Genomic DNA, 21572 nt, shown 5'->3' with positions numbered 1-21572 from the left:
GATGGCTGATTCATGATTCTGGTCTGGCTGATTCTGATTCCTTTCATCGGCGGATTGCTGTGCTGGCAGGCCGAACGCTTCAATGATCAGGCGCCGCGCTGGATCGCACTGGGCACGATGCTGCTGGAGCTGGTCATGGTGCTCGGCGTGTGGGCGGGCAGTGACTTCTCGCTGCCGGCAGAAGGCGCCCGCGAGGCCTGGACGCTCGAATGGCAGATGAGCTGGATTCCGCGCTTTGGCATTCAGCTGCATCTCGCGCTCGACGGTCTGTCGCTGCTGATGATCGCGCTGACCGGTCTGCTCGGCGCGATGGCCGTGGTCTGCTCCTGGCACGAGATCGTGCGTCGGGTCGGTTTCTTCCATCTCAACCTGCTGTGGATTCTGGGCGGCGTGGTCGGCGTCTTCCTCGCCATCGATCTGTTCCTGTTCTTCCTGTTCTGGGAAATGATGCTGGTGCCGATGTATTTTCTCATCGCGCTCTGGGGTCACAGCGGCTCCAAGGGCAGTTCCCGGATCGGCGCGGCGACCAAGTTCTTCATCTATACCCAGGCCAGCGGGCTGCTGATGCTGATCGCGATTCTGGGACTGGTCTTCGCCCACCACGCGGCGACCGGCACCTACACCTTCGCCTACGCCGACCTGCTCGATACGCCGCTGCCGGAAAACGTCGCCTGGTGGCTGATGCTCGGCTTCTTCGTGGCCTTCGCGGTCAAGCTACCGGTCGTGCCGCTGCACGGGTGGCTGCCGGATGCCCACGCTCAGGCGCCCACAGCGGGCAGCGTCGACCTCGCCGGTATCCTGCTCAAGACGGCGGCCTACGGTATGCTGCGCTTTGCCCTGCCGCTGTTTCCGGAGGCCTCTCATGCCTTCGCGCCGGTCGCGATGATCCTCGGTCTGATCGGCATCTTCTATGGGGCGATCCTCGCCTGCGGCCAGCAGGATCTGAAACGACTGATCGCCTACACCAGTATCTCGCACATGGGCTTCGTGTTGATCGGCATCTACGCCGGCACGGAGCTGGCGCTGCAGGGCGTGGTGGCGCTGATGGTGGCCCACGCTTTCTCCGCCGCGGGTCTGTTCATTCTCTCCGGTCAGCTCTATGAGCGTCTGAAGACGCGCGACATGCGCGAGATGGGCGGTCTCTGGGGGCGGATTCGCGGGTTGCCAGGCTTCGCGCTGGTCTTCGTTGCCGCCTCGCTGGGCTTGCCCGGTACCGCGAACTTCGTCGGCGAATTCATGGTGATGTTCGGTAGTTTCGGCGTCGCGCCATGGACGGTATCCATCGCCAGTATCGGCCTGATTCTGGCCGCGATCTATTCGCTGTTCATCATGCAGCGGGTCTATTACGGCCCGCCGAAGGAGGAGAGTTCGTTGGGGGGATTGGATCGACGTGAAACGCTGCTGCTGTTCGGTATCGTGGCGCTGGTGATCTTCTTCGGCGTCTATCCCCAGCCGCTGCTGGAGACTTCTGCCGGCGCCATGCAGGTGGTGCAGCATGCCTTCGCAGCTGGTGCGACCGCGGGAGGTGCACAATGATGCCGGCATTCGTGGCCATCGGCCCGCTGATCATTGTCTGTCTCACCGTCATCGTGGTGATGCTGGCGGTCGCGTGGCAGCGCGATCATGCCATGAGCGCCATTCTCTCCGCGATCGGGCTCAATCTTGCGCTACTGGCGCTGCTCTTTGGCTGGATCGATGGTGACGTCGGCGTCACTTCGCTGCTGGTCGTCGACGATCTGTCGCGCTTCGGCGCTGTGCTGGTGCTGATATCGACTCTCGCCTGCGTGACGCTTGCCCATCACTATCTCGAAGGTTACGACGGGCCGCGGGACGAGTTCTATCTGCTGCTGTTGAGCGCCTGCGCCGGTGGGCTGGTGCTGGTCTCGGCGCGCAACATGGCAACGCTGTTCTTTGGCATCGAGCTGCTGTCGATGCCGCTGTTCGGAATGTTGGCCTATACCTTCCGTGACCGTGGGGCGCTGGAGAGCGGCATCAAGTACATGGTGCTGTCGGCGGCCGCGACCGCGTTTCTGCTGTTCGGCATGGCGTTGCTCTATGCGGTGACCGGCACGCTGGATTTCGCCGAGCTGGGCTCCAAGCTGGCGGACTACGGCAGCGACCCCTGGCTGCTCGCCGGCGCGGGCCTGCTATTGGTCGGGCTCGCGTTCAAGCTCTCCATCGTGCCGTTCCATCTGTGGACGCCGGACGTCTACCAGGGCGGGCCCGGGCCGGCGACGACCTTTCTCGCCACGGCCAGCAAGGTCGCCGTGTTCATCGTGCTGCTACGTCTCTTTCAGTCGACCCTGGCGCTGCACCAGAACTGGTGGCACGACCTGCTCGGATTCATCGCCGTCATCACGATGCTCGTGGGGAATCTCCTGGCGCTGACGCAGAACGATCTCAAGCGGCTGCTCGGGTACTCATCGATCGCCCATTTTGGCTATCTGCTGGTGGCGCTCGTGGTCAACCAGGGGCTGGCGGTCGAGACGGTGGGTATCTACCTGATCACCTACGTGCTGACGACACTCGGCGCCTTCGGCGTGGTCACGCTGGTCTCGAGTCCTTACGTCGCCACCGGCGGCACCGCGGACGCGAGCCCCTTGCACCACTATCGTGGCCTGTTCTGGCGCCGGCCCTATCTGACCGCAGTGATGACGGTCTCGATGCTGTCATTGGCGGGAATTCCTTTCACTGCGGGCTTCATCGGCAAGTTCTACATCATTGCCGTGGGCGTCGAGGCACACCGCTGGTGGCTGGTCGGCAGCGTCGTTCTCGGCAGCGCCATCGGCCTCTACTACTACCTGCGCGTGATGGTCACGCTGTTTCTCCACGAGCCCGGCATGCAGCGCCGTGATGCCACCCACGACTGGGCGGAGCGCGCCGGGGGCATGGTCGTACTAGGCGTGGCGACGCTGATCATCGTGCTGGGGCTTTATCCGACGCCGATGATCAACTGGATGCACTGGGTGGCGTCTTGAGTGCCGACGAGCCTGAGGCCCCCATGCTGGCCGGCAATCAGGTACGCCATACGGCACGCTGGCCAGCGTGCGTCGGGGGCTGTCAGCAGGCAGTGTTTAGTCAGTGCGGGCGCCGGTCAGGCCGAGGCTGAGACGGCAGGCAGCGGGGAGGTGGATGTTGACCGCCACCGGCAGATGATCGGAGAACATCGCGTCGAGCACGCGCGGCTCGCCCGCCTCGAGCGTGGAGGAGAGCAGAATGTGATCCAGCGCGCGTCGGGGCTGCCAGGCGGGGTAGCTGAGTAGCGGCTTGAGAGGATTGAAGTCGAGCGCCTTGAAGAAGTGCGGGTGGCTCAGGAGCTGTTCTGGCGTGGCGTTGAGATCGCCCATGACCACCACATGATTGAGCGGTGCGATGATCTCGCTCAGGTAGTCGAGCTGGCGGGCGCGGCCGCGCTGACTCAGTGCCAGATGCGCGACAAAAACGTGCAGCGCATCCGGACCCTCGCCATAGCGTGCGTGAATCGCACCGCGCCCACGCATGCCCGGCAGACGATGCTCGTCGATCTGGCTGGGCGTCAGGCGCGACAGCAGGCCGTTGCTGTGCTGCGCCATCTTGCCCATGTCACGGTTGAGCTGCTGGAAGTGGAAGCCGAAGGCGGAGCGCCTGGCCAGGTATTCGACCTGATTGACGTGGTTGGAGCGAAAGCTGCCGCCGTCCACCTCCTGCAGGCCGACGATGTCGAAGCCCGCCAGCGTGCTGGCGACGGCATCGAGACGAGAGCTGCGTTTGGGGTGCGGCAGCAGGTGCTGCCAGCTTCGCGTCACGTAGTGATGGTAGGCCGACGTATGAATGCCGACCTGCAGGTTGCAGGTCAGCAGACGAAGCGTCGGCGATATCTCGCTGGCGGGCGTCGAGGCGGCGCGAGCCATGGGGGTTACTCCGCGTCGGCGCGCTCTTGACGGACCTTCTCGATCAGGGCACTGGCGATCTTGGGCATGTTCTCCAGCGAACCGGCAGTGTTCGGCGTCACCACGTAGTGGTTATCGACGATCAGATCCGGCACACCCATCAGCTGGTAGGCGCGCATCTTGGCGCTGGCCTGCTGCAGCTCGCTCTGGACGCCGAAGGAGTTGAGCGCCTTCTTGGCATCGTCTTCGCTCACACCGTAATGGGTGAAGAATTCGGCGATCTCGTCCTCGTCGGTCAGACGTTTGCCTTGCTTGTGGATGGCGTCCATGAAGTCCTGGCGCATGTCGTGTTCGATGCCCAGCTCACGCGCGGCGTAAAACGCCTTGGCGTGCTGTTCCCAGACCTGGCCCAGCGGCGCCGCCATGCGGTCGAACGTCACGTCGTCCGGCAACTGATCGACCCATTCGTTGAGCGGTTTCTCCAGTGCGTAGCAGTGCGGGCAGCCGTACCAGAAAACTTCGGTGACCTCGATCTGGTCGGCGGGAACTTCGGATTTCATCGGGTTGTCGATGACCTGATAATCCTGCCCCTCGACGATATCTGCGGCCATGACGGCGCCGGAAAAGGTGATGCCGGCCAATAGCGCCACTAACGACTTGATCATGCGTTACTGCTCCTGAAGGTTCTCGAAGGCTTGCGATGCGTGCAAAGCGTGTTGATGACAGACTACACGCTTTGGAGTGTCATTGGGCACTCCGGTTCCCCGCCTGACAGGCAGCGCCACGACGCGCGGGAATGACTAGCCTGCTATCGGCTCCTTCGAGGCTAGCGTGCCGCCACGCGCTTGAAAAGCGTTGAAGTGCTCACAGCCTTCGTCATCCCGCCTGGCGCGGTCATTGGATGGCGCGTGCTACACTGCGGCCCGTCCCGCTCCCCATCGCTCAATCGAGTTTGCCATGACCTCGACATCTCCCCGCCTCAACTATCAGACGGCGCGTTTCGTGATCAGCGCACCCAAACTGGCTCAGTGCCCCGCGGATGACGGTGTCGAGATCGCGTTCGCCGGGCGTTCCAATGCGGGTAAATCCAGCGCGATCAACGCGCTGACACAGCAGAAGGCGTTAGCCCGAACCTCGAAGACGCCGGGGCGCACCCAGCTGATCAACTTCTTTGCGCTGGAGAACGACGAGCGCCGGCGCCTGGTCGACCTGCCGGGCTACGGCTATGCCAAGGTGCCGGAGGCGATGAAGAAGGAGTGGCAGAGCCACCTCGCCGACTATCTGAGACGCCGTTACAGCCTTGCCGGGCTGATTCTGCTGATGGATGTGCGTCATCCGCTGAGCGACTTCGACGTGCAGCTGCTCGAGCTTGCCGATGATCGCCAGCTACCGGTCCACATCCTGCTGACCAAGGCAGACAAGCTGAAACAGGGACCGGCCAAGGCCTCGCTGCAGCAGGTCAAGCGTCAGCTGGCCGAGTGGGAGGATCTCGTCAGCGTGCAGCTCTTCTCGTCGCTCAAGCGTCAGGGGCTGGATCAGGCCTACGCGGTGATGGATCGGTGGATGGCCTCGCGTTGAGCCTCGACGCCAGGACTTGTGACGCAACGCTTGTTGCAGTGCTACTCGCTGAATGCGGAGCCGCTCATGGCGGAGGCCATTCGATATAGCATTTGCCAGCTATCGGGAGGATTGCCACTAGCCAGCATCTTGGCAAAAGTCGCGTAAGCATCGTGTTTACTCTCGAACGCGCGCTTCGTGCTTTCATCATTGACCCAAGCGTAAATGATGACCCTGCTTTTGAGATCGTAGCGGAAAAACAGCCGATACTGCTGATAGAACTTGGCTCTGCGCCAGTGCGTGTAATCTGAGCCCAACGTTTTTCCCTGCCGATAGTCCGGACTGGCCGGGTCGTGGGGAATATCTCGAGTTGCCAATTTGATGATCGCTGCCAAGCGTTTGGCTGCCGGCCGACTGTGGTATTCGGCAGGATGTTTATTCGCCAATCGCGCAACGCGATCGGTGAGCGTTGCGACTTGGTCGAGAAATAGCGGGTGGGCAAGAAGGGTCCAACCGTTAACGACCAGCGGGTTAGACGTCATCGTCGTCCTCTGGCAGCTTCTCATCGAGGTCGACTTCGATATTCGCTGTCAGTCGCTGAGCTTCTGCCAGGGTCGCGGTCGTCAAGAATCGCAGATTCTCCGGGTTTTTTTGCATGTCGCTTTGCAGAAAATGGAGAAAACTGGTGATGACGGGATCGGCAGCCGGCGGTTCCTCAGCGCGAGTAAGTACCACTTCACCGTTACTACGGATCGAATAATGGATGCGGTCTCGACGCTTGAGCTGCAGGGCCTTGCGCACTGGAGCCGGTACTGTCGTCTGATATCGTTCCGTCAGCGTGGAGTCGGCTTCATTGGGCATGAATTCGATAGTCATGGTGACGCCCTCTTATCGAGCAATGCGTAGCGCGGACTCCAAAGTAATGCAATTGCATTACTAAGGCAAGGGCCGGCTAATTCAGGTGGCGACAACTTGTACAGGGTAACTGCTATCGACCGTCCAGCCACGCCACGATCTCCGGCAGCTCCCGCACATGCGTGACGCGGTGTACACGCGGCGGTAGTTCGCGCTCGCCTTCGTTCTTGGCGTCGATCCAGACGGCATGCATCCCGAGTCGATGGGCGCCGAGCACGTCCTCTTCCCAGTTGTCGCCAACGTGGAGGGCGCGATGAGGTACGGTGCCGAGCTGAAAGACGGCGGAGAGGAAGGGGCGTGTGTCGGGCTTCGGCGCGTGCATCTCGCCGGCGAGGATGATCGCGTCGAAATGATGATCGAGCGCCAGCCGGCCGACATCGACGTTGCCGTTCGTAATCACGCCGAGTCGATAGCGCCGCGCCCAGGCATCGAACATCGGGGCGACTTCGGGGTGGACGTCGATGGCGTGGCGCAGGCTCATGAACTGCTCGAAGCCGAGCGTAGCCCAGCGCGTCGCCTCGGTCTCACTCAGGCCATGCTCGCGCAAAAGCTCGAACATCGCGCGTTCGCGAATCCAGCTATGATCGCCGCGACTTAAGGGGAAGCGCTGCATCAGCGAGGCCCGCACCTGCTGATAGGCCTCCAGCGGAAACGCCTGGGCCAGCGAGCGGCCGTCGGCATCGGGGCGCGCGTCGATCTGCTCCACCAGCCAGCGATAGTGACCGGGCTCGGCTTCGGCCATCACCGGGCCGTTGTGCCACAGCGTGTCGTCGAGGTCGAAGGTGATCGCATCGAGCGGCATGTCACTTTCTCCGTTCCTGGGCAGAGCCTAGCTCTCGTCGGTTGAGGATGCCGGCTTGCGCCGGGCGCGAGGGTGGGCCTTGTCGTAGACCTCGGCGAGCTGCTGCCAGTCGAGCCGGGTGTAGACCTGCGTCGTGGCGAGGTTGGCGTGGCCGAGCAGCTCCTGGACCGCGCGCAGATCCTGGCTGGATTCCAGCAGATGACTGGCAAATGAGTGGCGCAGCCGGTGCGGGTGCAGGTGCTCCGGCAGCCCGCGCCGCCTGGCGGTGTCGGCCAGGCGCAGCTGGATCGCCCGATGACCGAGCCGGCGTCCGTGTTGACCGACGAACAGGGCCTTCTCGTCGCCGCCTGTCAGCGCGCTGCGAACGCCGAGCCAGTCGTGAATCGCGCTCGCCGCGCGCCGCCCCAACGGCACCTGACGTGGTTTGCCCCCCTTGCCGAGCACGCGCACGTGATGGGCGTCCAGGTTTCCGAGATCCATGGCGGCGAGTTCGGCCAGCCGCAGCCCGCAGGAGTAGAAGAGTTCCAGCATTGCCTGATCGCGCAGGTCGAGCGGCTCGCCGTCGTGGGGCGTGTCGAGAAAACGGCCGAGCTGGTCGACATCCACGGGGCTCGGCAGGTGGCGTGGCTGACGCGGTGCCTGGGTCAACTGCACGGGGTTGTGATCGAGTTCGCCGACATTGACCAGTGAATCGGCGAAGCGCGACAGCGCCGCCCGGCGCCGGGCGAGCGTGCGCGGCGCCAGTCCGCGCGTACGCTCATGGGCCAGGAAGCGTCTGAGCAGGGTGACATCGAGTTCGTGCCAGGCGACGACCTCCTGCGTCTGCAGATAGTCGATCAGCGTCTGGATGTCGCGCCGATAGGCGTCCACGGTCGCCGGGCTGGCGCGCTGCGCCAGTCGACGAAGAAAGGCGTCAAGCGCGGCCTGCACGGGGGCCCTCGGCACGCTTGAGCAGGCGGCTGACCACCTCGCCCAGATACTCGGTAAACAGCGTATCCAGCGTGGCCCGGAAGTGCTCGCCATCATGGCTGGCGAGAATCAGGTAGCCCAGCGACTCCCCCTGCGTGAGCCGGGTGATGGCACAGGAGCCTGAGGCTGCCGGTGCCTCGCACTGGGGCAGCAGCGCCTGCCACTCGTCACGATCGAGCGTCGTGCAGCGACTGGTCTGCTCGTTGAGCAGCAGTTCCAGGCGCTGGCGGGCGTCGTCGGTGAGCACGAACCGTGGCGGCTGCCAGTCGGCCGGGTGACGCGGTGCGGCGTGGCTTTCGGGTTCCGCCTCCAGCCACAGGCCGATGGCCTGCGTGCGGAAGCGTTCCGAGAGCTGCGTCGCCAGCGCCTGGGCGAGAGAGTCGGCATCTTCGGCCTCGATCAGGCCGAGCACCAGCTCCCGCGTGCGTCGGTACTGGGCTTCGTTGTAGCGCGCCGACTCGAGCAGATTCTCGAGGCGCCATTCCGCATCTTCGGCGCGTCGACGCAGGTCGAGCACCAGCCGCTCGAGCAGCGAGACGGCGCCAGGAATGTGGGGATGTGGCACCTTCAGCTGCTGCAGCAGCCCCTCACGCCCGACGAAGAAATCGGTGTGCTGTGCCAGCCACTCGGCAACCCGATCGGGGTCGAGTGTCTGGCGCGGCTCGGGAGCCCGGGCACTAGGCATGATGTGATTCTCCTGGTTGTCCCTGGGAGGCCGTTCACGATGCCGCGTGGGAGATCGTGAGCGGACTCCTGTCGATCCTGGCTTCGCGACTTGTCAGTCGTCGCGTTTAGGAAACGCTGCATAAATGTCTGCGCTAGCGAATCGCTGCGTTGCGTGGTGCTGGGGCGCCAGTCCGATCGACACTCGCCTAACCTCATGTTATGTCTCGTGTTCTGTGCTCCATGCGCCTTGCGGCGGAACGCCGCCCCGGTTATCTCTCTCGTCGATTTATTCAGCGTTTCCTTTATTGTGGTCGGTCGGCTGGCCGCCGGCTGACTTTCTCTGGTAGTTCAGTTTCAGTCTCTGGTGATCCGGTTGTCAGCTCAGCGCGATGCGTCCTTCGAAGACGCGCTCCGCCGGGCCGGTCATGATCATTGGCGTTTCGCCGCCCGGCCATTCCAGAGTCAGTCGTCCGCCACGCAGCTCGACCTCCACCGGGCTCTGCAGCAGCCCGCGGCGGATGCCGCAGGCAACTGCCGCACAAGCGCCGGTGCCGCAGGCGAGCGTCTCGCCGCTGCCGCGTTCGAACACGCGCAGGCGAATGGCGTGGGGCGAGTCGATCTGCATGAAGCCGACGTTGGCCTGACGCGGAAAACTCGGGTGCTGCTGAATCCGCGGCCCCAGTGTCTCGACCGGCGCCATATCGACATCGTCGACCTGCAGCACGGCGTGCGGATTGCCCATCGAGGCGACGGAGAGCTCGAGCGCCTGGCCGTCGAGATCGATGCGATGCAGTGGCTGGTCACGGTCGGCGACGAATGGAATCGCCGCCGGGCCGAAACGGGGCGCCCCCATATCGACGCGCACCCGATCGTCCTCATCGACCTTGAGCGTCAGCGGCCCGCCCAGCGTCTCGACCTTGAACTCGCGCTTGTGGGTCAGGCGCTGATCGATCACGAAACGCGCGAAGCAGCGCGCGCCGTTGCCGCAGTTCTCGACCTCGCCGCCATCGGCGTTGAAGATCCGGTAGCGGAAGTCCATGTCAGGCTGACGCGGCGGTTCGACCAGCAGTAGCTGATCGAAACCGATGCCGAAATGGCGATCGGCGAGCTGACGGATCTGGTCGTCGCGCAGATGCGCGCGCTGGCTGATAAGGTCGACGACCATGAAGTCATTGCCGAGGCCGTGCATCTTGGTGAAGTTCAGCAGCATCAGCCGTGCTCCGTCTGGCTCGACGCTGTCGGTAGACGCGATTCGAGTGCCCACAGCGAGGCGACCGATTCGCGCTGGCGCACCAGATGGCTGACATCGCCGTCGACCAGCACTTCAGGCGGCCGACCGCGGCTATTGTAGTTCGAGGCCATGGCGAAACCGTAGGCGCCGGCGGATCGCACCGCCAGAAGATCGCCTTCCGCTACCGCCAGCTCGCGCGCCTGCCCGAGGAAATCGCCGCTTTCGCAGATTGGACCGACCACATCGTAGAGGGCGCTCTGTCGCAGTTCGCGGGTGTCGACGCGCTCGATCCGCTGCCACGCCTGGTAGAGCGAGGGGCGAATCAGATCGTTCATGCCGGCATCGACGATGGCGAAATTCTTGGTCTCGCCCGGTTTGAGGTACTCGATCCGCGTCAGCAGCAGGCCGGCATTGGCGGCGATCGAGCGTCCCGGTTCCAGCAGCAGGGTCAGCTCACGCCCGGCCAGGCGCTCACGCACCGCACTAACGAAATCGCCGGCGGCCGGTGGCTTCTCGTCGGCGTAGGTGACGCCCAGGCCGCCGCCGAGATCGAGATGCTCGATGGCGATGCCGTGATCGGCAAGCCGGTCGATCAGCGCCAGCAGGCGGTCGAGGGCATCGAGGTAGGGCGACAGCTCGGTCAACTGGGAGCCGATGTGGCAGTCCAGCCCCACGACCTTGAGGTTGGGACGTTCGGCGGCCCAGGCGTAAAGTTCGAACACCTCGTCGGCGGCGACGCCGAACTTGTTGGCCTTGAGTCCGGTGGAGATGTACGGATGTGTTTTGGCATCGACATCCGGATTGACGCGGATGGAGACGTTGGCGACCTGGCCTCGCTCGGCGGCGACCCGGTCAAGGCGTTCGAGCTCCGGGCGTGACTCGACGTTGAAGCACTTGATGCCGACCTCGAGTGCGCGTGCCATCTCGTCGGCCTGCTTGGCAACGCCGGAGAAGACGATCTTGGCGGGGTCGCCGCCAGCGGCGATCACCCGCTCCAGCTCACCGACGGAGACGATGTCGAAACCGGCGCCGAGTCGTGCCAGCACGTCGAGCACGGCCAGATTGGAGTTGGCCTTCAGCGCGTAGCAGATCAGATGCGGCATCTCGCCGAGCGCATCGCGGTAGGCGAGAAAGTGGCGCGTCAACGCGGCCCGGGAGTAGACGTAGCAAGGCGTACCGTACTCACGCGCCAGGCGGTCGAGCGGAATGGCTTCGGCGTGGAGCACGCCGTCGCGTTCGGGAAAGGCGTCGAACGTCACGGTAGCTCCTCGGCGTTCGGCTGCTCGGCAGCGGGCATCGGTGTCGACTGCGGCGCGCCGGCATCGGAAGATGTCGCCGAGTCCGACGAGTCATCCTGTCCCGTGGTGCCGCGTTCCTCGTAGGCGCCTTGAGGGTCGTAAGCCTTGGCCGACTGGCTATCGCCCGGTTCGTAGAGCGGTCCCTTCTGGCCGCAGCCGCCGAGCGACAGTGCCATTAGCGCGCAGAGCGAAAGCCCTGCGGCAAGCCGAATGGCCGGCGTGCGAAAGTTCTCAGACATGGTCGCCTCCCGAACGATTGTCTCCATTCAGCGCTGCGAGCGCTTCGCGAGCGCGTTGTGCCGCGGCGCGAACCTGATCCGGCGCGGTGCCGCCGATGTGATTGCGGGCGGCAACGGAGCCCTCCAGCGTCAGGACGTCGAAGACGTCCGCATCGATGACAGTGGAGAAGCGCTTGAGCTCGTCGAGCGACATCTCGGAGAGATCCTTCTTCTGCTCGATACCGTAGGCAACAGCCTTGCCGACGACTTCATGCGCATCGCGGAAGGCGACACCGGCCCTGACCAGGTAGTCGGCCAGGTCGGTGGCGGTGGAGAAGCCCCGGCGCGCCGCTTCGAGCATGCTGTCCGGCTTGGCCACCAGCGCCGGTGCCATGTCGGCGAAGGCGCGCAGGCAGCCCTTGACCGTATCGAGCGTATCGAACAGCGGCTCCTTGTCCTCCTGGTTGTCCTTGTTATAGGCCAGCGGCTGGGATTTCATCAGCGTCAGCAGGCTCATCAAATGACCATAGACACGGCCGGTCTTGCCGCGTACCAGTTCCGGCACGTCCGGATTCTTCTTCTGCGGCATGATCGAGGAGCCGGTGCAGAAGCGATCCGGCAGATCGACGAAGTCGAACTGGGCGCTGGCCCACAGCACCATCTCTTCGCTCATGCGCGAGAGGTGCATTAGGAGAATGCTGGCAAACGCCGTGAATTCGATCGCGAAGTCGCGATCGCTGACGGCATCCAGCGAGTTTTCGGCCGGACGCGAGAAGCCGAGCATCTCGGCGGTGACGTGGCGGTCGATCGGATAGGTGGTGCCGGCCAGCGCCGCGGCGCCGAGCGGCAGCACGTTGACGCGTTTGCGACAGTCGTAGAGGCGTTCGTGGTCGCGCGCGAGCATCTCCTGCCAGGCTAGCAGGTGATGGCCGAAGGTGACCGGCTGCGCCGTCTGCAGATGCGTGAAGCCGGGCATGATGGTATCGGCTTCGCGATCGGCGAGCTCGATGAGGCCGCTTCTCAGTCGGGCGAGTTCGGCGGCGACCGCGTCGATCTCGTCACGCAGGTAAAGGCGGATATCTGTGGCGATCTGATCGTTGCGCGAACGCCCGGTGTGAAGCTTCTTGCCGGTGATGCCGATCTTGTCGGTCAGGCGCGCTTCCACGTTCATGTGGATGTCTTCCAGCGCGACCGACCACTCGACCTCACCGCGTTCGATCTCGGCCTCGATCTCGGTCAGGCCCTCGATGATGCGATCACGCTCCTCCTCGGTCAGCACGCCGACGCGTGCCAGCATCGTCGCGTGGGCGATCGAGCCGCGAATGTCGTGATGATAGAGACGCTTGTCGAAGTCAATCGAAGCGGTGAATGCGGCGACGAATGCGTCGGTGGGTTCGCTGAAGCGTCCGCCCCAGGATTGATTGGTAGCCTGCGTCATCGAAAATCGAACTCTGCCAAGGGTTGCGAAGGGGTTGTCAAACGATGCGTCGAGTGTATCAGAGTCCGCCAGGGGATAGAGACGCTCTCTGGCGGCGGCGGTGGAGCGGTTTTTCCTCGCTCGGCGACTGCTTTATCATGCTTGGCAAGGTTCGCGAACCGCGAACATTCATTCGGCTGGGCGTGCAGCGATCGAGAACACCGCCGCACGCGCCGCCCTCGACCCGGAGATCGGCGTGCTCGACGCTAACAGATTGAGAATCGCAACCCGCAAGAGCGCGCTGGCGCTGTGGCAGGCAGAACACGTCAAGGCGCTGCTCGAGCGCCATCATCCGCATCTGCAGGTCGAGCTGGTACCGCTGTCCACCCGCGGCGACAAGATTCTCGATACGCCGCTGGCGAAGATCGGCGGCAAGGCGCTGTTCGTCAAGGAGCTAGAGGAAGCGATGCTCGACGGGCGCGCTGATCTCGCCGTGCATTCGATGAAGGATGTGCCGATGCAGTTTCCGGAAGGGTTGGGGCTGTCGGTCATTCTGGAAAGCGGGGCGCCGACTGACGCCTTCGTCTCCAACACCTATTCGAGTTTCGACGAGCTCCCGCAGGGGGCGCGCGTCGGCACCTCGAGCCTGCGACGAGGGCTGCAGGTGAGCGCGCGGCGGCCGGATCTGGAAGTGCTGTCGCTGCGCGGCAATGTCCAGACCCGCCTGGGCAAGCTCGACGCGGGCGACTTCGAGGCGATCATTCTGGCCACGACCGGTCTGCAGCGGCTGAAGCTGGCCGATCGCATCACTGTCGAGCTGACGCCGGAAGAGAGCCTGCCGGCTTGCGGGCAAGGCGCGCTGGGCATCGAATGTCGTCATGACGACGCCGAGCTGGTGGCGTTGTTGGCGCCGCTCGACCACGCGGCCTCGGCGACTCGCGTGCGCGCAGAACGGGCGATGAACACTCGCCTCGATGGTGGCTGTCAGGTGCCGATCGGCGGCTATGCCGTGCTCGAGAACGGTGGCGACACGCTCTGGCTGCGTGGTCTGGTCGGCCACCCTGACGGCTCACGCGTGCTGAGAGCGGAGAGTCGCGGCTCGGCGATGGAGCCGGAAGCGCTCGGTATCCGGGTGGCGGAGTCGCTGCTGGATCAGGGGGCCGGCGAAATTCTGGCCGAGGTCTACGGCGAGGCGTGAAGGCCACCCCGGTACTGCTGACCCGCCCCGGACCGAGAGGCGAGGTGCTGGCCGCGGTCGTTGCCGCCGCTGGCCACGCGGTCGAGCGGCTCGATCTCGTGGATCTCGAGCCATTGGCACTCTCTCCGGCCGCGCGAACCGCCCTGCTCGATCTCGATCTTTTTCAAGGCATTATCGTCATCAGTCCGCAGGCAGCGACGTGTCTTGCCGAGGCCATTGCGTCATACTGGCCGCAGCTACCTCGCGGCATGCGCTTCTATGCGGTCGGCGAGGCGACCGCACAGGCGCTGCATGAGGAATTGGGCGTACCGGCGGTGCTTCCCGGGAAAGGCGCCGGCGAACACAGCGAGGGGCTTCTGCAGGTGGCATCGCTGCGCGCGGTCGCCGGCAAACGGCTGCTGCTGGCGCGGGGCGAGACGGGGCGCGAAGTTCTCGGCGAGACGCTCACGGCTCGCGGGGCCGAGGTCGTTTCGTTGCCGCTCTATCGGCGCCGTTTTTTGCCGCTCGCCGAGGCGGCAAGCGCCAGGCTCACCGCCGGCAACTATGCGGCACTGGTGGTGAGTAGCGGCGAAATATTGCAACATTTGATCACAGTATGCGGGTCGTCAGCGTTGCACCAACCGCTAATCGTCTCGAGCCGGCGGTTGGCTACACTGGCGGAGTCTCTGGGATTTGGCTCGATTCATGTGGCATCGGGCGCGTCGCCGACGGCACTTAGCGCGGCGGTCGATGCGGCTCTCGAGGCGCGGAGCGCCACTTTCGATCAGGGCGATCACGACAAGGGCAAGCGTAGATGAGCAAGCAACGCAAAGATCAACAACCGCAGTCGGCTGCCGACGCCGGCACGTCAGGGGCCGGTGACGACAGCTCGCGGGCGACATCATCGCCGGCGGCATCGAGCGCGAAGTCGAGCGAGGGCGATAGCCAGAAGTCGCCCACTCCCGGCAACACCGATCCGATCAAGCCCGACGTGACTCAACCTGCCGGCAGCAGCGAGCCTGATGCCAAATCAAACTCTGCCAAGCCCGTGACTTCGGACTCGGGAGACGCAGGCGCGAAAACGCCGAGCGCCGATCAGCGCGGCAACGCCGGCGCCGGCAAGAAGGAAACAGCCGGCGTGAAGGCATCAGGTGGAACGAGCGGGGCATCTCGAAGCGGCAACGAGAAGAAGTCCGGAAGCCGTGACGGCAAGCCCAGTGCGGCTGCTACGACGGTCACTGCAAACGCCTCGAGCAGCACGGCAGGATCTTCTCGCAGCGATAAGGGCGCCGGCACCTCCTCGCCGGGCGGTGGCGGCGCTGCTGGCAGCGGTGGCTCAGGCGGGTCAAGTGGCTCGTCCGGGAGAGGTGGCTCATCCGGCAAAGGCGGCAAGCTGGGGCTGCTCGCGCTACTGCTGGTCATCGTTCTGGCAATTCTCTGTGCCATCGGCGGTTACTGGGGCTGGCAGAAGCTGCAGCGCCAGCAGGCTCAGCTGGATCAGGTCAACGCCAATCGCGCTTCGCTCAACGATCTCGAATCCCGCGTCGGGGATCTCGATCAGGATCGTCAGCAGTCGCTGAAGATGATGCGCGGCGAGTTCGACCAGTACCGTCAGAACCTCGACAAGACGCTCGACAAGGTGCTGAAGGAGTTGGCTCAGCAGCAGCAGGCCGACCCACGTGAATGGCTGCACGCCGAGGCCGAGTATCTGTTGAGACTGGCGAATCAGCGGTTGCAGCTCGAGCGTGACGTCAAGGGCGCGAAAGCGCTGTTGAACGCCGCCGACGATCGCCTGCGCGAGGCGGATAACCCGGCGCTGGTGCCCGTGCGCCGTGCGATTCAGTCCGAACTGGCCGCGCTCGATTCGGTGCCCGAGGTCGACCGCACCGGCATCTACCTGGCGCTGATGGCCCAGCAGGAGCAGCTCGCCAAGCTGCCGCTGAAACAGGACATCGAGCAGATCGCCGCCGGCAAGGGCGATGCCAAACCGACCGGTGGCTGGCGCGAGCAGCTGGCGACGCTGGGTAGCGAGCTGAAGGATCTGGTCACCGTGCGCCGTCACGACCAGCCGCTGGAAGCGCTGATCACGCCGGAGCAGGAGTCCTATCTGCGCCAGAACGTGCGGCTGCTGCTCGAGCAGGCCCAGCTGGCGGTGCTCAAGGCGGAGCCCAAGCTCTATCAGGCGAGTCTCGACAAGGCGCGCGAGCTGATCCAGGGCTACTACGCGCCTGATAGCGACGGCGTCAAGAACGCACTCGACAAGCTCCAGAGTCTGCGAGACCAGAGCATTCGCCCGGAGTTGCCGGATATCAGTGAATCGTCCCAGGTGCTGAAGCGCTTCATCGAGCAGCGCTTCGGCGGCAGCGGCGATGGAAATCGCGGCCAGGGCTCGCAAGGCGGTTCGGCACAGGGAGAGGGCGCATGAGGAAGCTGATCCTGCTGATCGTCTTCGGTCTGGCGGTCGGCGCGCTATTCGGGCAGTTGATGCAGTCGCTGCCCGGCTACTGGTTCGTGCGCGTCGGCGACACCTCGATTCAGACCTCTTTCTGGTTCGGCTGTGTCCTGCTGCTGGCCGCCTTCCTGATCCTGCACTTTCTGCTGCGTGCGCTCATGCGCCTGCGGCGCCCGGTCAATCGGCTCAAGGTGTGGAACAGCCGGACGCGTCACCGCACGGCGATGAAGCGCACCGTGCGCGGCCTGGTCGCGCTGGCCGAAGGGCGCTGGAAGCGTGCCGAGAAAGCCCTGACCAAGGCCGCCGACGACTCGGGAACGCCGCTGGTCAACTACCTTTCGGCAGCGCTGGCTGCCCACTACCAGGGCCGCTACGAGCAGGCGGACGTGCTGCTCAAGCAGGCGCATCACAGCACGCAGGGCGCCGATACCGCGGTCGGCCTGGTGCAGGCACAGCTGATGCTGGATCGTCAGCAGTTCGAGGAGGCGCTGGCGACGTTGACCCGACTCGAGCAGCAGCTACCCGAGCATCCGCAGGTGCTGAAGCTGCTCAAGCAGGCCTATCTCAGCGTTAATGACTGGGATGGCATTCGCCGGCTGCTACCGCGTCTCGACAAGCACCGCTTGATCACCGAAGACGAGCGTCGCGAGCTCGAGCTGCGTGCCTATCGTCAGCTGCTGATTCAGGCAGCCCAGCAGGATGGCAATCTGGTTCGCGTGCGCTCGCTGTGGGCGGACATGCCGGACGCGCTGCGCAGCGATGTCGAACTGGTTCTGCTCTACGCCGATGCTCTGATCAAGGGCGGCGAGGAGGGCGATGCCGAGCGCCTGCTGCGCAACGCCCTCAAGGAGCACTGGGACACGCGGCTGGTGCTGCGCTACGGCCTGCTCAACGTCGATGCGGCGCGCCAGCTGGTCTACGCCGAGAAGTGGCTGCAGGAACGCCCCAACGACCCCGATCTGCTGCTCACCCTGGGTCGCCTCTCGCTGCGCAACGCCTACTGGGGCAAGGCGCAGGAGTACTTCGAAGCGAGCCAGCGCCAGCGCCCGAGCGGCGTGGTCTGTGCCGAGCTGGCGCGGCTCTACGCCAACCTCGGCGATCACAGCAAGAGTCAGCTCTATTATCGTCAGAGCGTCACGCTGCTCGACAAATCGCTGCCTGCGCTGCCGCAGCCCAGCGACATGACGCGCTGAACGACGTCGCTGTCACGATCGATTGCTCTCCTGGGCGCCTGCGGGCGCCCTTTTTTATACCACGGCGATGGCTGATCGCCTCGAGCGCCGCGACGGATGCAGACTGACGCAGCGGCAAATCCGCGGGAGAACGAGATGCACTACGGGGTCGATATTGGTGGCACCAAGACCGAAATCGCGCTTTTCGATGCTCGCTGGCAGTGTCTTGATCGCTGGCGCGAACCGACACCCACCGACGACGGCGAGCGCTTTTTAGCGATGCTCGACCGGATGACGCAAGAAGCGGATCGTCGCAGTGGCGAGCGGGGCTCTCTGGGGCTCGGCTTTCCCGGCGTTCTGAACGAGCGCGGCTGTCTTGTCGCCGCCAACCTGCCGGGGCTGAGAGACTTTCCTCTAGCAGCGACGCTCGAGGCGCGTATCAAACGACCGTTGGCTATCGATAACGACAGCCGCTGCTTCATCGTCTCGGAAACGGGACCCGGTGGTGCGGCGGCGGGGGACCGGCATGCGTTCGGCGCCATTCTCGGCACCGGTGCTGGCGGCGGCGCGATCATCGAGGGGCGACTGCTCGAGGGTGCCGGACGCTTCGCCGGGGAGTGGGGGCATCTGCCGCTGCCCGCGTCGGCGCGCGAGCGTTACGGCCTGCCCGTTCTGGCCTGCGGCTGCGGATTGAGCGACTGTCTCGAGAGCTGGATCGCCGGGCCGGGACTGGTCAGGCTCCACCACCACTTCGGCGGCGCAGCGGATACCGCCGAGCAGTGGCACGCGGCGCTCATCGCCGGCGAGGATGCGGCCGAGCGCGCGCACCGTTGCCATCTGGATCTGCTTGGCGGCGCCCTGGCCAACGTCGTCAAGCTGCTCTCGCCGCAGACCATCGTGATGGGCGGCGGCCTGTCTCGCGTCGACGAAGTTCTGGCAGCGCTACCTGCCGCGCTCTCTTCCCATCTCTTTCCGGGCGTTGCGGTGCCGCACATCGTTCGCTCCCGCTTCGGCGATGCCAGCGGCGTTCGCGGTGCCGCCATGCTGGGCGCTCGGCAAAGCGTCTCGGAGACGAGTCCCTCACCATGAAAAAGGCCGCCCGGAGGCGGCCTTGAAGCATCGGTTCGTCGAGAAGATCAGCGCTCCCCTTCCGAATCGTCATCCACATCGTCGTGGGTCGGTTTACGGTGCGTCTCGTCCCTTGGCGTCGTATCCGGTTCGGCGGCGTCCGTCTTGTCTTCCGCCGTGCCGGGGATATCGCGCTTGTCGTCACGCAGCACGCGGACATGGGCGGGCGGCGCGGAACCGTCGCGATCTTCGCCGAAGTAGAGCGTGGTATGCGGGAATGGAATCTCGATACCGGCCTTGTCGAAGTAGAGCTTGACCAGTCGGTTGTAGGCGCGTCCGACGCCCCACTGATCGCCCGGCGTGGTCTTGATCAGCACACGGATGTTGACCGAGCTGTCGGCCAGCGCCACGACGCCGGCAACGGTGAGCGGTGCCAGCAGCTTGTGGGCGTGCTCTTCGTTCTCCTTGAGCTCGTCGAAGGCCGCCTGCAACTGCTCGATCGCGTAGTCGATGTCCTCGCGGTAGGCGATACCGTACTCACCGACGTGGTTACCGAAGTCACGCATGAAGTTGGAGACGGTATCCACCGAGGAGAACGGCACGATGTGGTAAGTGCCGGACAGATCGCGGATCGCCACCGAGCGGATGCTGACCCGCTCGGCAGTACCGGTGATGCCGCCGGCGGTGACCACGTCGCCGGTATTCATGGCGTTTTCGAGCTGGATGAAGACACCGGTGATGACGTCCTGTACCAGCTTCTGGGCGCCGAAGCCGATGGCCAGGCCCAGTACCCCGGCGCCGGCGATCAATGGGCCGATATTGATACCGATCTGCGACAGCACGATCATCACCGTCATGATGATCAGCGTGATCGCGAGCGCATTGCGGAACAGGCTCATCAGCGTCTTGGCGCGGGCCGTCGGCGCGCCGCCGCCGGTTTCCGGATTGAGATAGTTCTCGATCAGGCTGGCGAGACCGATCCAGACCGCAGCGGCGACGACGAGAATCAGAATTACCTGAACGACGGTAGCGACGGTGTGCGCCCCGGCATCGGTGGCGTACCAGGCGGCCAGATCGAAGGTGCCCCAGGCGTCGAGCACGTACATCACCACGGCAATCAGAATGATCGCGCGAATGATCTTCAGAAGCGTCGGTATGTAGGAATTCAGGCGCCCTTCGAGCAGCGGCAAGCGCTGACGCAGGTCATCGGAGAGTGTGATCTGATTGCCGATCAGCTGCGCCAGCAGCCCGGAGACGAGCATGCCGAGACCGATGTAGATGACCGTCTTGACCGTCGCGACGAGTACGAACGGTAGCGCGGTTTCCGGATGCAGAAGCGTGACGGCAAACACCATCAGCGCGTAGAGCAGGGCGATGATGTGCCAGACCTTCGAGAGAAGGCGCAGTGCCATGCGCGAGGCAGCCATCTGCGCGGCATCGGCCTTGGCGGCGATCATGTCGCGTACCGCGATGCGTTTTTTCAGGATGACGCGAATGGCCCAGATCAGTGCAACCAGCATGATGACGACGCTGACGGCCTTGCCGAACGCCATGGAAAGATTGGCGTTGATGATCGGCACCGCCACCAGCATGCCGTAGCCGATCAGTCCTGCCATGGTGGCCAAAAACCGGTTGGCATAGCTGGCCTGCGCGGCTTCGATGCTGACCAGCCGGAGCCCTTCGTGGCGCGAGGAGAAGATCACGCGCAGCGCGCACTTGAACAGCTCGATCAGCAGGAAGGCGTTGAGGAACAGCGACAGTCGCGTGTCGAGGTTGCCACTCTCGCCGACCAGGAAGGTGGCGACCAGATTGCCGGCCACATAGGCCAGCACGACGACGATGACGTCGACGATGGCGGCGAGGATCACGCCGATGATGACCCGCAGCAGATGGCCGCGGCCTTCCCCCTTGAGCGCCCACTGGCTGCACTTGGCAAAGAGCGGGCTGGCGATCTTGCGCAGGATCATGAAGGCGACGACGGTAGCGGCAATGACCAGCACCAGATCGATGGCGGCGCTGATGAAGTCGCTCATGCTGAAGGCGGGACCGCTGGCGGCGCTGGCATCACCACTGGAGAAGAAGCCGCCGATCATGGTGGCGAGCGCGGTCAGCTGACCGCCGATGTCGCTGGCGAAATCACTGGTGACCTGCGCCATGCGGCGAGGAAACGAGACGGCGGTCTGCGCGCTGTCACCCTCATCGGCCTGGGCCGAGCTCTCGCTCGAGCCGCTCGTGTCAGCGGCGGCTTCATCGCTCGACGGTGGCGCATTGTCACCGCTTTCCGCTGCCTGTTCTGAGTTACCGGATTCCTGCTGCGCGGCGAGCTGGCGCAGTTGGTCGATCAGCGCCTGGCGAGAATCCTGGTTCTCCAGCAGGTCGGCCATGGTCGAGTAGGCCGGTCCCTCCTGGGCATTCTGTCCGTTGCCGGCGCTGCTCTCCTGGGCCAGCACGGGTGCGCAGAACACCAGTAACATCAATAACAGCCAGCGACCAAGCCAGCGATCAGGGCGAAGGGTTGTCACGCGTCAACCTCCTTGTCGTATGGGCAATTCGATACGGCAGCTCAGCGCCGACTTAAGCTCTCTTAGGGTAACACTTTATTGGCAGTAGGAAATTTGCCCTTCCCGAGACGAACGGGCTTAACAGAGGCTAGCCAATCTCGCCGCTATTGCCATGGCGCACCGACGACGGCGCGCATAAAGCTCATCCATGGAGACTGAGTATTTTCACGCTCGTGGAGCGATACCCCGGCTCATCCCTT

At 64.3% G+C, this 21572-nt stretch carries 19 protein-coding genes and 2 pseudogenes; 9 read left to right on the top strand and 12 right to left on the bottom strand.

Features of this window, described 5'->3' with window-relative positions; all coding sequences use genetic code 11:
• The first annotated feature begins 12 nt into the window (after positions 1-12).
• Positions 13-1536, top strand: coding sequence for an NADH-quinone oxidoreductase subunit M (gene nuoM, locus IE125_RS03910; RefSeq protein WP_189443291.1), 1524 nt, complete (start codon positions 13-15; stop codon positions 1534-1536).
• Positions 1533-2978, top strand: a complete 1446-nt coding sequence (nuoN, locus tag IE125_RS03905; protein ID WP_229808915.1) for an NADH-quinone oxidoreductase subunit NuoN — start codon at positions 1533-1535, stop codon at positions 2976-2978. Before nuoM ends, nuoN begins: the two co-directional genes overlap by 4 nt.
• A gap of 96 nt (positions 2979-3074) precedes the next feature.
• Here nuoN and IE125_RS03900 read toward each other — a convergent pair whose 3' ends face one another.
• Positions 3075-3890, bottom strand: a complete 816-nt coding sequence (locus IE125_RS03900; RefSeq protein WP_189443290.1) for an endonuclease/exonuclease/phosphatase family protein — start codon at positions 3888-3890, stop codon at positions 3075-3077.
• Positions 3891-3895: 5 nt separating this feature from the next.
• Positions 3896-4534 carry a thiol:disulfide interchange protein DsbA/DsbL gene (locus tag IE125_RS03895; protein ID WP_189443289.1) on the bottom strand — a complete coding sequence of 213 codons (639 nt, stop codon included), beginning with the start codon at positions 4532-4534 and terminating at the stop codon, positions 3896-3898.
• Between the two features lie 292 nt (positions 4535-4826).
• Between IE125_RS03895 and yihA the strand changes: the two genes are divergently transcribed.
• Positions 4827-5447 carry a ribosome biogenesis GTP-binding protein YihA/YsxC gene (gene yihA, locus IE125_RS03890; protein ID WP_189443288.1) on the top strand — a complete coding sequence of 207 codons (621 nt, stop codon included), beginning with the start codon at positions 4827-4829 and terminating at the stop codon, positions 5445-5447.
• A 41-nt stretch (positions 5448-5488) separates the two neighbouring features.
• Here the strand turns inward: yihA and IE125_RS03885 are convergent, their stop codons facing one another.
• From IE125_RS03885 to IE125_RS03870, 4 genes are all read right to left on the bottom strand, one after another.
• On the bottom strand, positions 5489-5968 hold the full coding sequence (locus tag IE125_RS03885) for a type II toxin-antitoxin system YhaV family toxin (protein WP_189443287.1): 480 nt from the start codon (positions 5966-5968) through the stop codon (positions 5489-5491).
• The gene (locus IE125_RS03880) at positions 5958-6302 is read right to left on the bottom strand and encodes a type II toxin-antitoxin system PrlF family antitoxin (RefSeq protein WP_229808914.1); all 345 of its coding nucleotides are present in this window, start codon (positions 6300-6302) and stop codon (positions 5958-5960) included. The genes IE125_RS03885 and IE125_RS03880 overlap by 11 nt, the downstream gene beginning before the upstream one ends.
• Before the next feature lie 112 nt (positions 6303-6414).
• Positions 6415-7143, bottom strand: a complete 729-nt coding sequence (locus tag IE125_RS03875) for an HAD family hydrolase (protein ID WP_189443286.1) — start codon at positions 7141-7143, stop codon at positions 6415-6417.
• Positions 7144-7170: 27 nt separating this feature from the next.
• Entirely contained in the window at positions 7171-8073 is a 903-nt protein-coding gene (locus IE125_RS03870; protein WP_229808913.1) for a tyrosine recombinase XerC, read from the bottom strand.
• Here IE125_RS03870 and IE125_RS19395 point away from each other — a divergent pair.
• Positions 8024-8137 (top strand): annotated as a pseudogene (locus IE125_RS19395) (hypothetical protein); the annotation flags it as partial. The gene IE125_RS03870 and the pseudogene IE125_RS19395 sit on opposite strands and share 50 nt — an antisense overlap.
• Here the strand turns inward: IE125_RS19395 and IE125_RS03865 are convergent.
• The 5 genes and pseudogenes from IE125_RS03865 to argH all read right to left on the bottom strand — a co-directional run.
• Positions 8087-8797: pseudogene (locus IE125_RS03865) on the bottom strand (DUF484 family protein); the annotation flags it as partial. The pseudogenes IE125_RS19395 and IE125_RS03865 overlap by 51 nt on opposite strands.
• Before the next feature lie 357 nt (positions 8798-9154).
• Complete coding sequence (gene dapF / locus IE125_RS03860; protein ID WP_189443284.1) at positions 9155-9988, bottom strand: diaminopimelate epimerase; 834 nt, start codon at positions 9986-9988, stop codon at positions 9155-9157.
• Entirely contained in the window at positions 9988-11268 is a 1281-nt protein-coding gene (gene lysA / locus IE125_RS03855; RefSeq protein WP_189443283.1) for a diaminopimelate decarboxylase, read from the bottom strand. The genes dapF and lysA overlap by 1 nt, the downstream gene beginning before the upstream one ends.
• A complete protein-coding gene (gene lptM, locus IE125_RS03850) occupies positions 11265-11546 on the bottom strand; it encodes an LPS translocon maturation chaperone LptM (RefSeq protein ID WP_229808912.1) in 282 nt (93 codons plus the stop codon). The genes lysA and lptM overlap by 4 nt, the downstream gene beginning before the upstream one ends.
• Positions 11539-12963, bottom strand: coding sequence for an argininosuccinate lyase (gene argH, locus IE125_RS03845; RefSeq protein WP_189443282.1), 1425 nt, complete (start codon positions 12961-12963; stop codon positions 11539-11541). Before argH ends, lptM begins: the two co-directional genes overlap by 8 nt.
• 235 nt (positions 12964-13198) lie before the next feature.
• On the opposite strand from argH, the gene hemC reads away from it, so the two are divergent.
• The 5 genes from hemC (at position 13199) to IE125_RS03820 (ending at position 18832) form a co-directional block, all read left to right on the top strand.
• On the top strand, positions 13199-14140 hold the full coding sequence (gene hemC / locus IE125_RS03840) for a hydroxymethylbilane synthase (protein WP_189443281.1): 942 nt from the start codon (positions 13199-13201) through the stop codon (positions 14138-14140).
• A complete protein-coding gene (locus IE125_RS03835; protein ID WP_189443280.1) occupies positions 14137-14937 on the top strand; it encodes a uroporphyrinogen-III synthase in 801 nt (266 codons plus the stop codon). The genes hemC and IE125_RS03835 overlap by 4 nt, the downstream gene beginning before the upstream one ends.
• Positions 14934-16544 carry a uroporphyrinogen-III C-methyltransferase gene (locus tag IE125_RS03830; RefSeq protein WP_189443279.1) on the top strand — a complete coding sequence of 537 codons (1611 nt, stop codon included), beginning with the start codon at positions 14934-14936 and terminating at the stop codon, positions 16542-16544. Before IE125_RS03835 ends, IE125_RS03830 begins: the two co-directional genes overlap by 4 nt.
• On the top strand, positions 16541-17764 hold the full coding sequence (locus IE125_RS03825; RefSeq protein WP_189443278.1) for a heme biosynthesis HemY N-terminal domain-containing protein: 1224 nt from the start codon (positions 16541-16543) through the stop codon (positions 17762-17764). Before IE125_RS03830 ends, IE125_RS03825 begins: the two co-directional genes overlap by 4 nt.
• Positions 17765-17860: 96 nt before the next feature.
• Positions 17861-18832, top strand: a complete 972-nt coding sequence (locus IE125_RS03820; protein WP_189443277.1) for an ROK family protein — start codon at positions 17861-17863, stop codon at positions 18830-18832.
• Between the two features lie 47 nt (positions 18833-18879).
• Here IE125_RS03820 and IE125_RS03815 read toward each other — a convergent pair whose 3' ends face one another.
• Complete coding sequence (locus IE125_RS03815) at positions 18880-21333, bottom strand: mechanosensitive ion channel domain-containing protein (protein WP_373297362.1); 2454 nt, start codon at positions 21331-21333, stop codon at positions 18880-18882.
• Positions 21334-21572 lie beyond the last annotated feature (239 nt).

Origin of the sequence: Salinicola rhizosphaerae, assembly GCF_014652715.1 — a bacterium.
GTDB classification, from domain to species: Bacteria; Pseudomonadota; Gammaproteobacteria; order Pseudomonadales; family Halomonadaceae; genus Salinicola; species Salinicola rhizosphaerae.
Note: the sequence above shows the minus strand (reverse complement) of the source record. Positions and strands in the feature narration are given on the sequence as shown.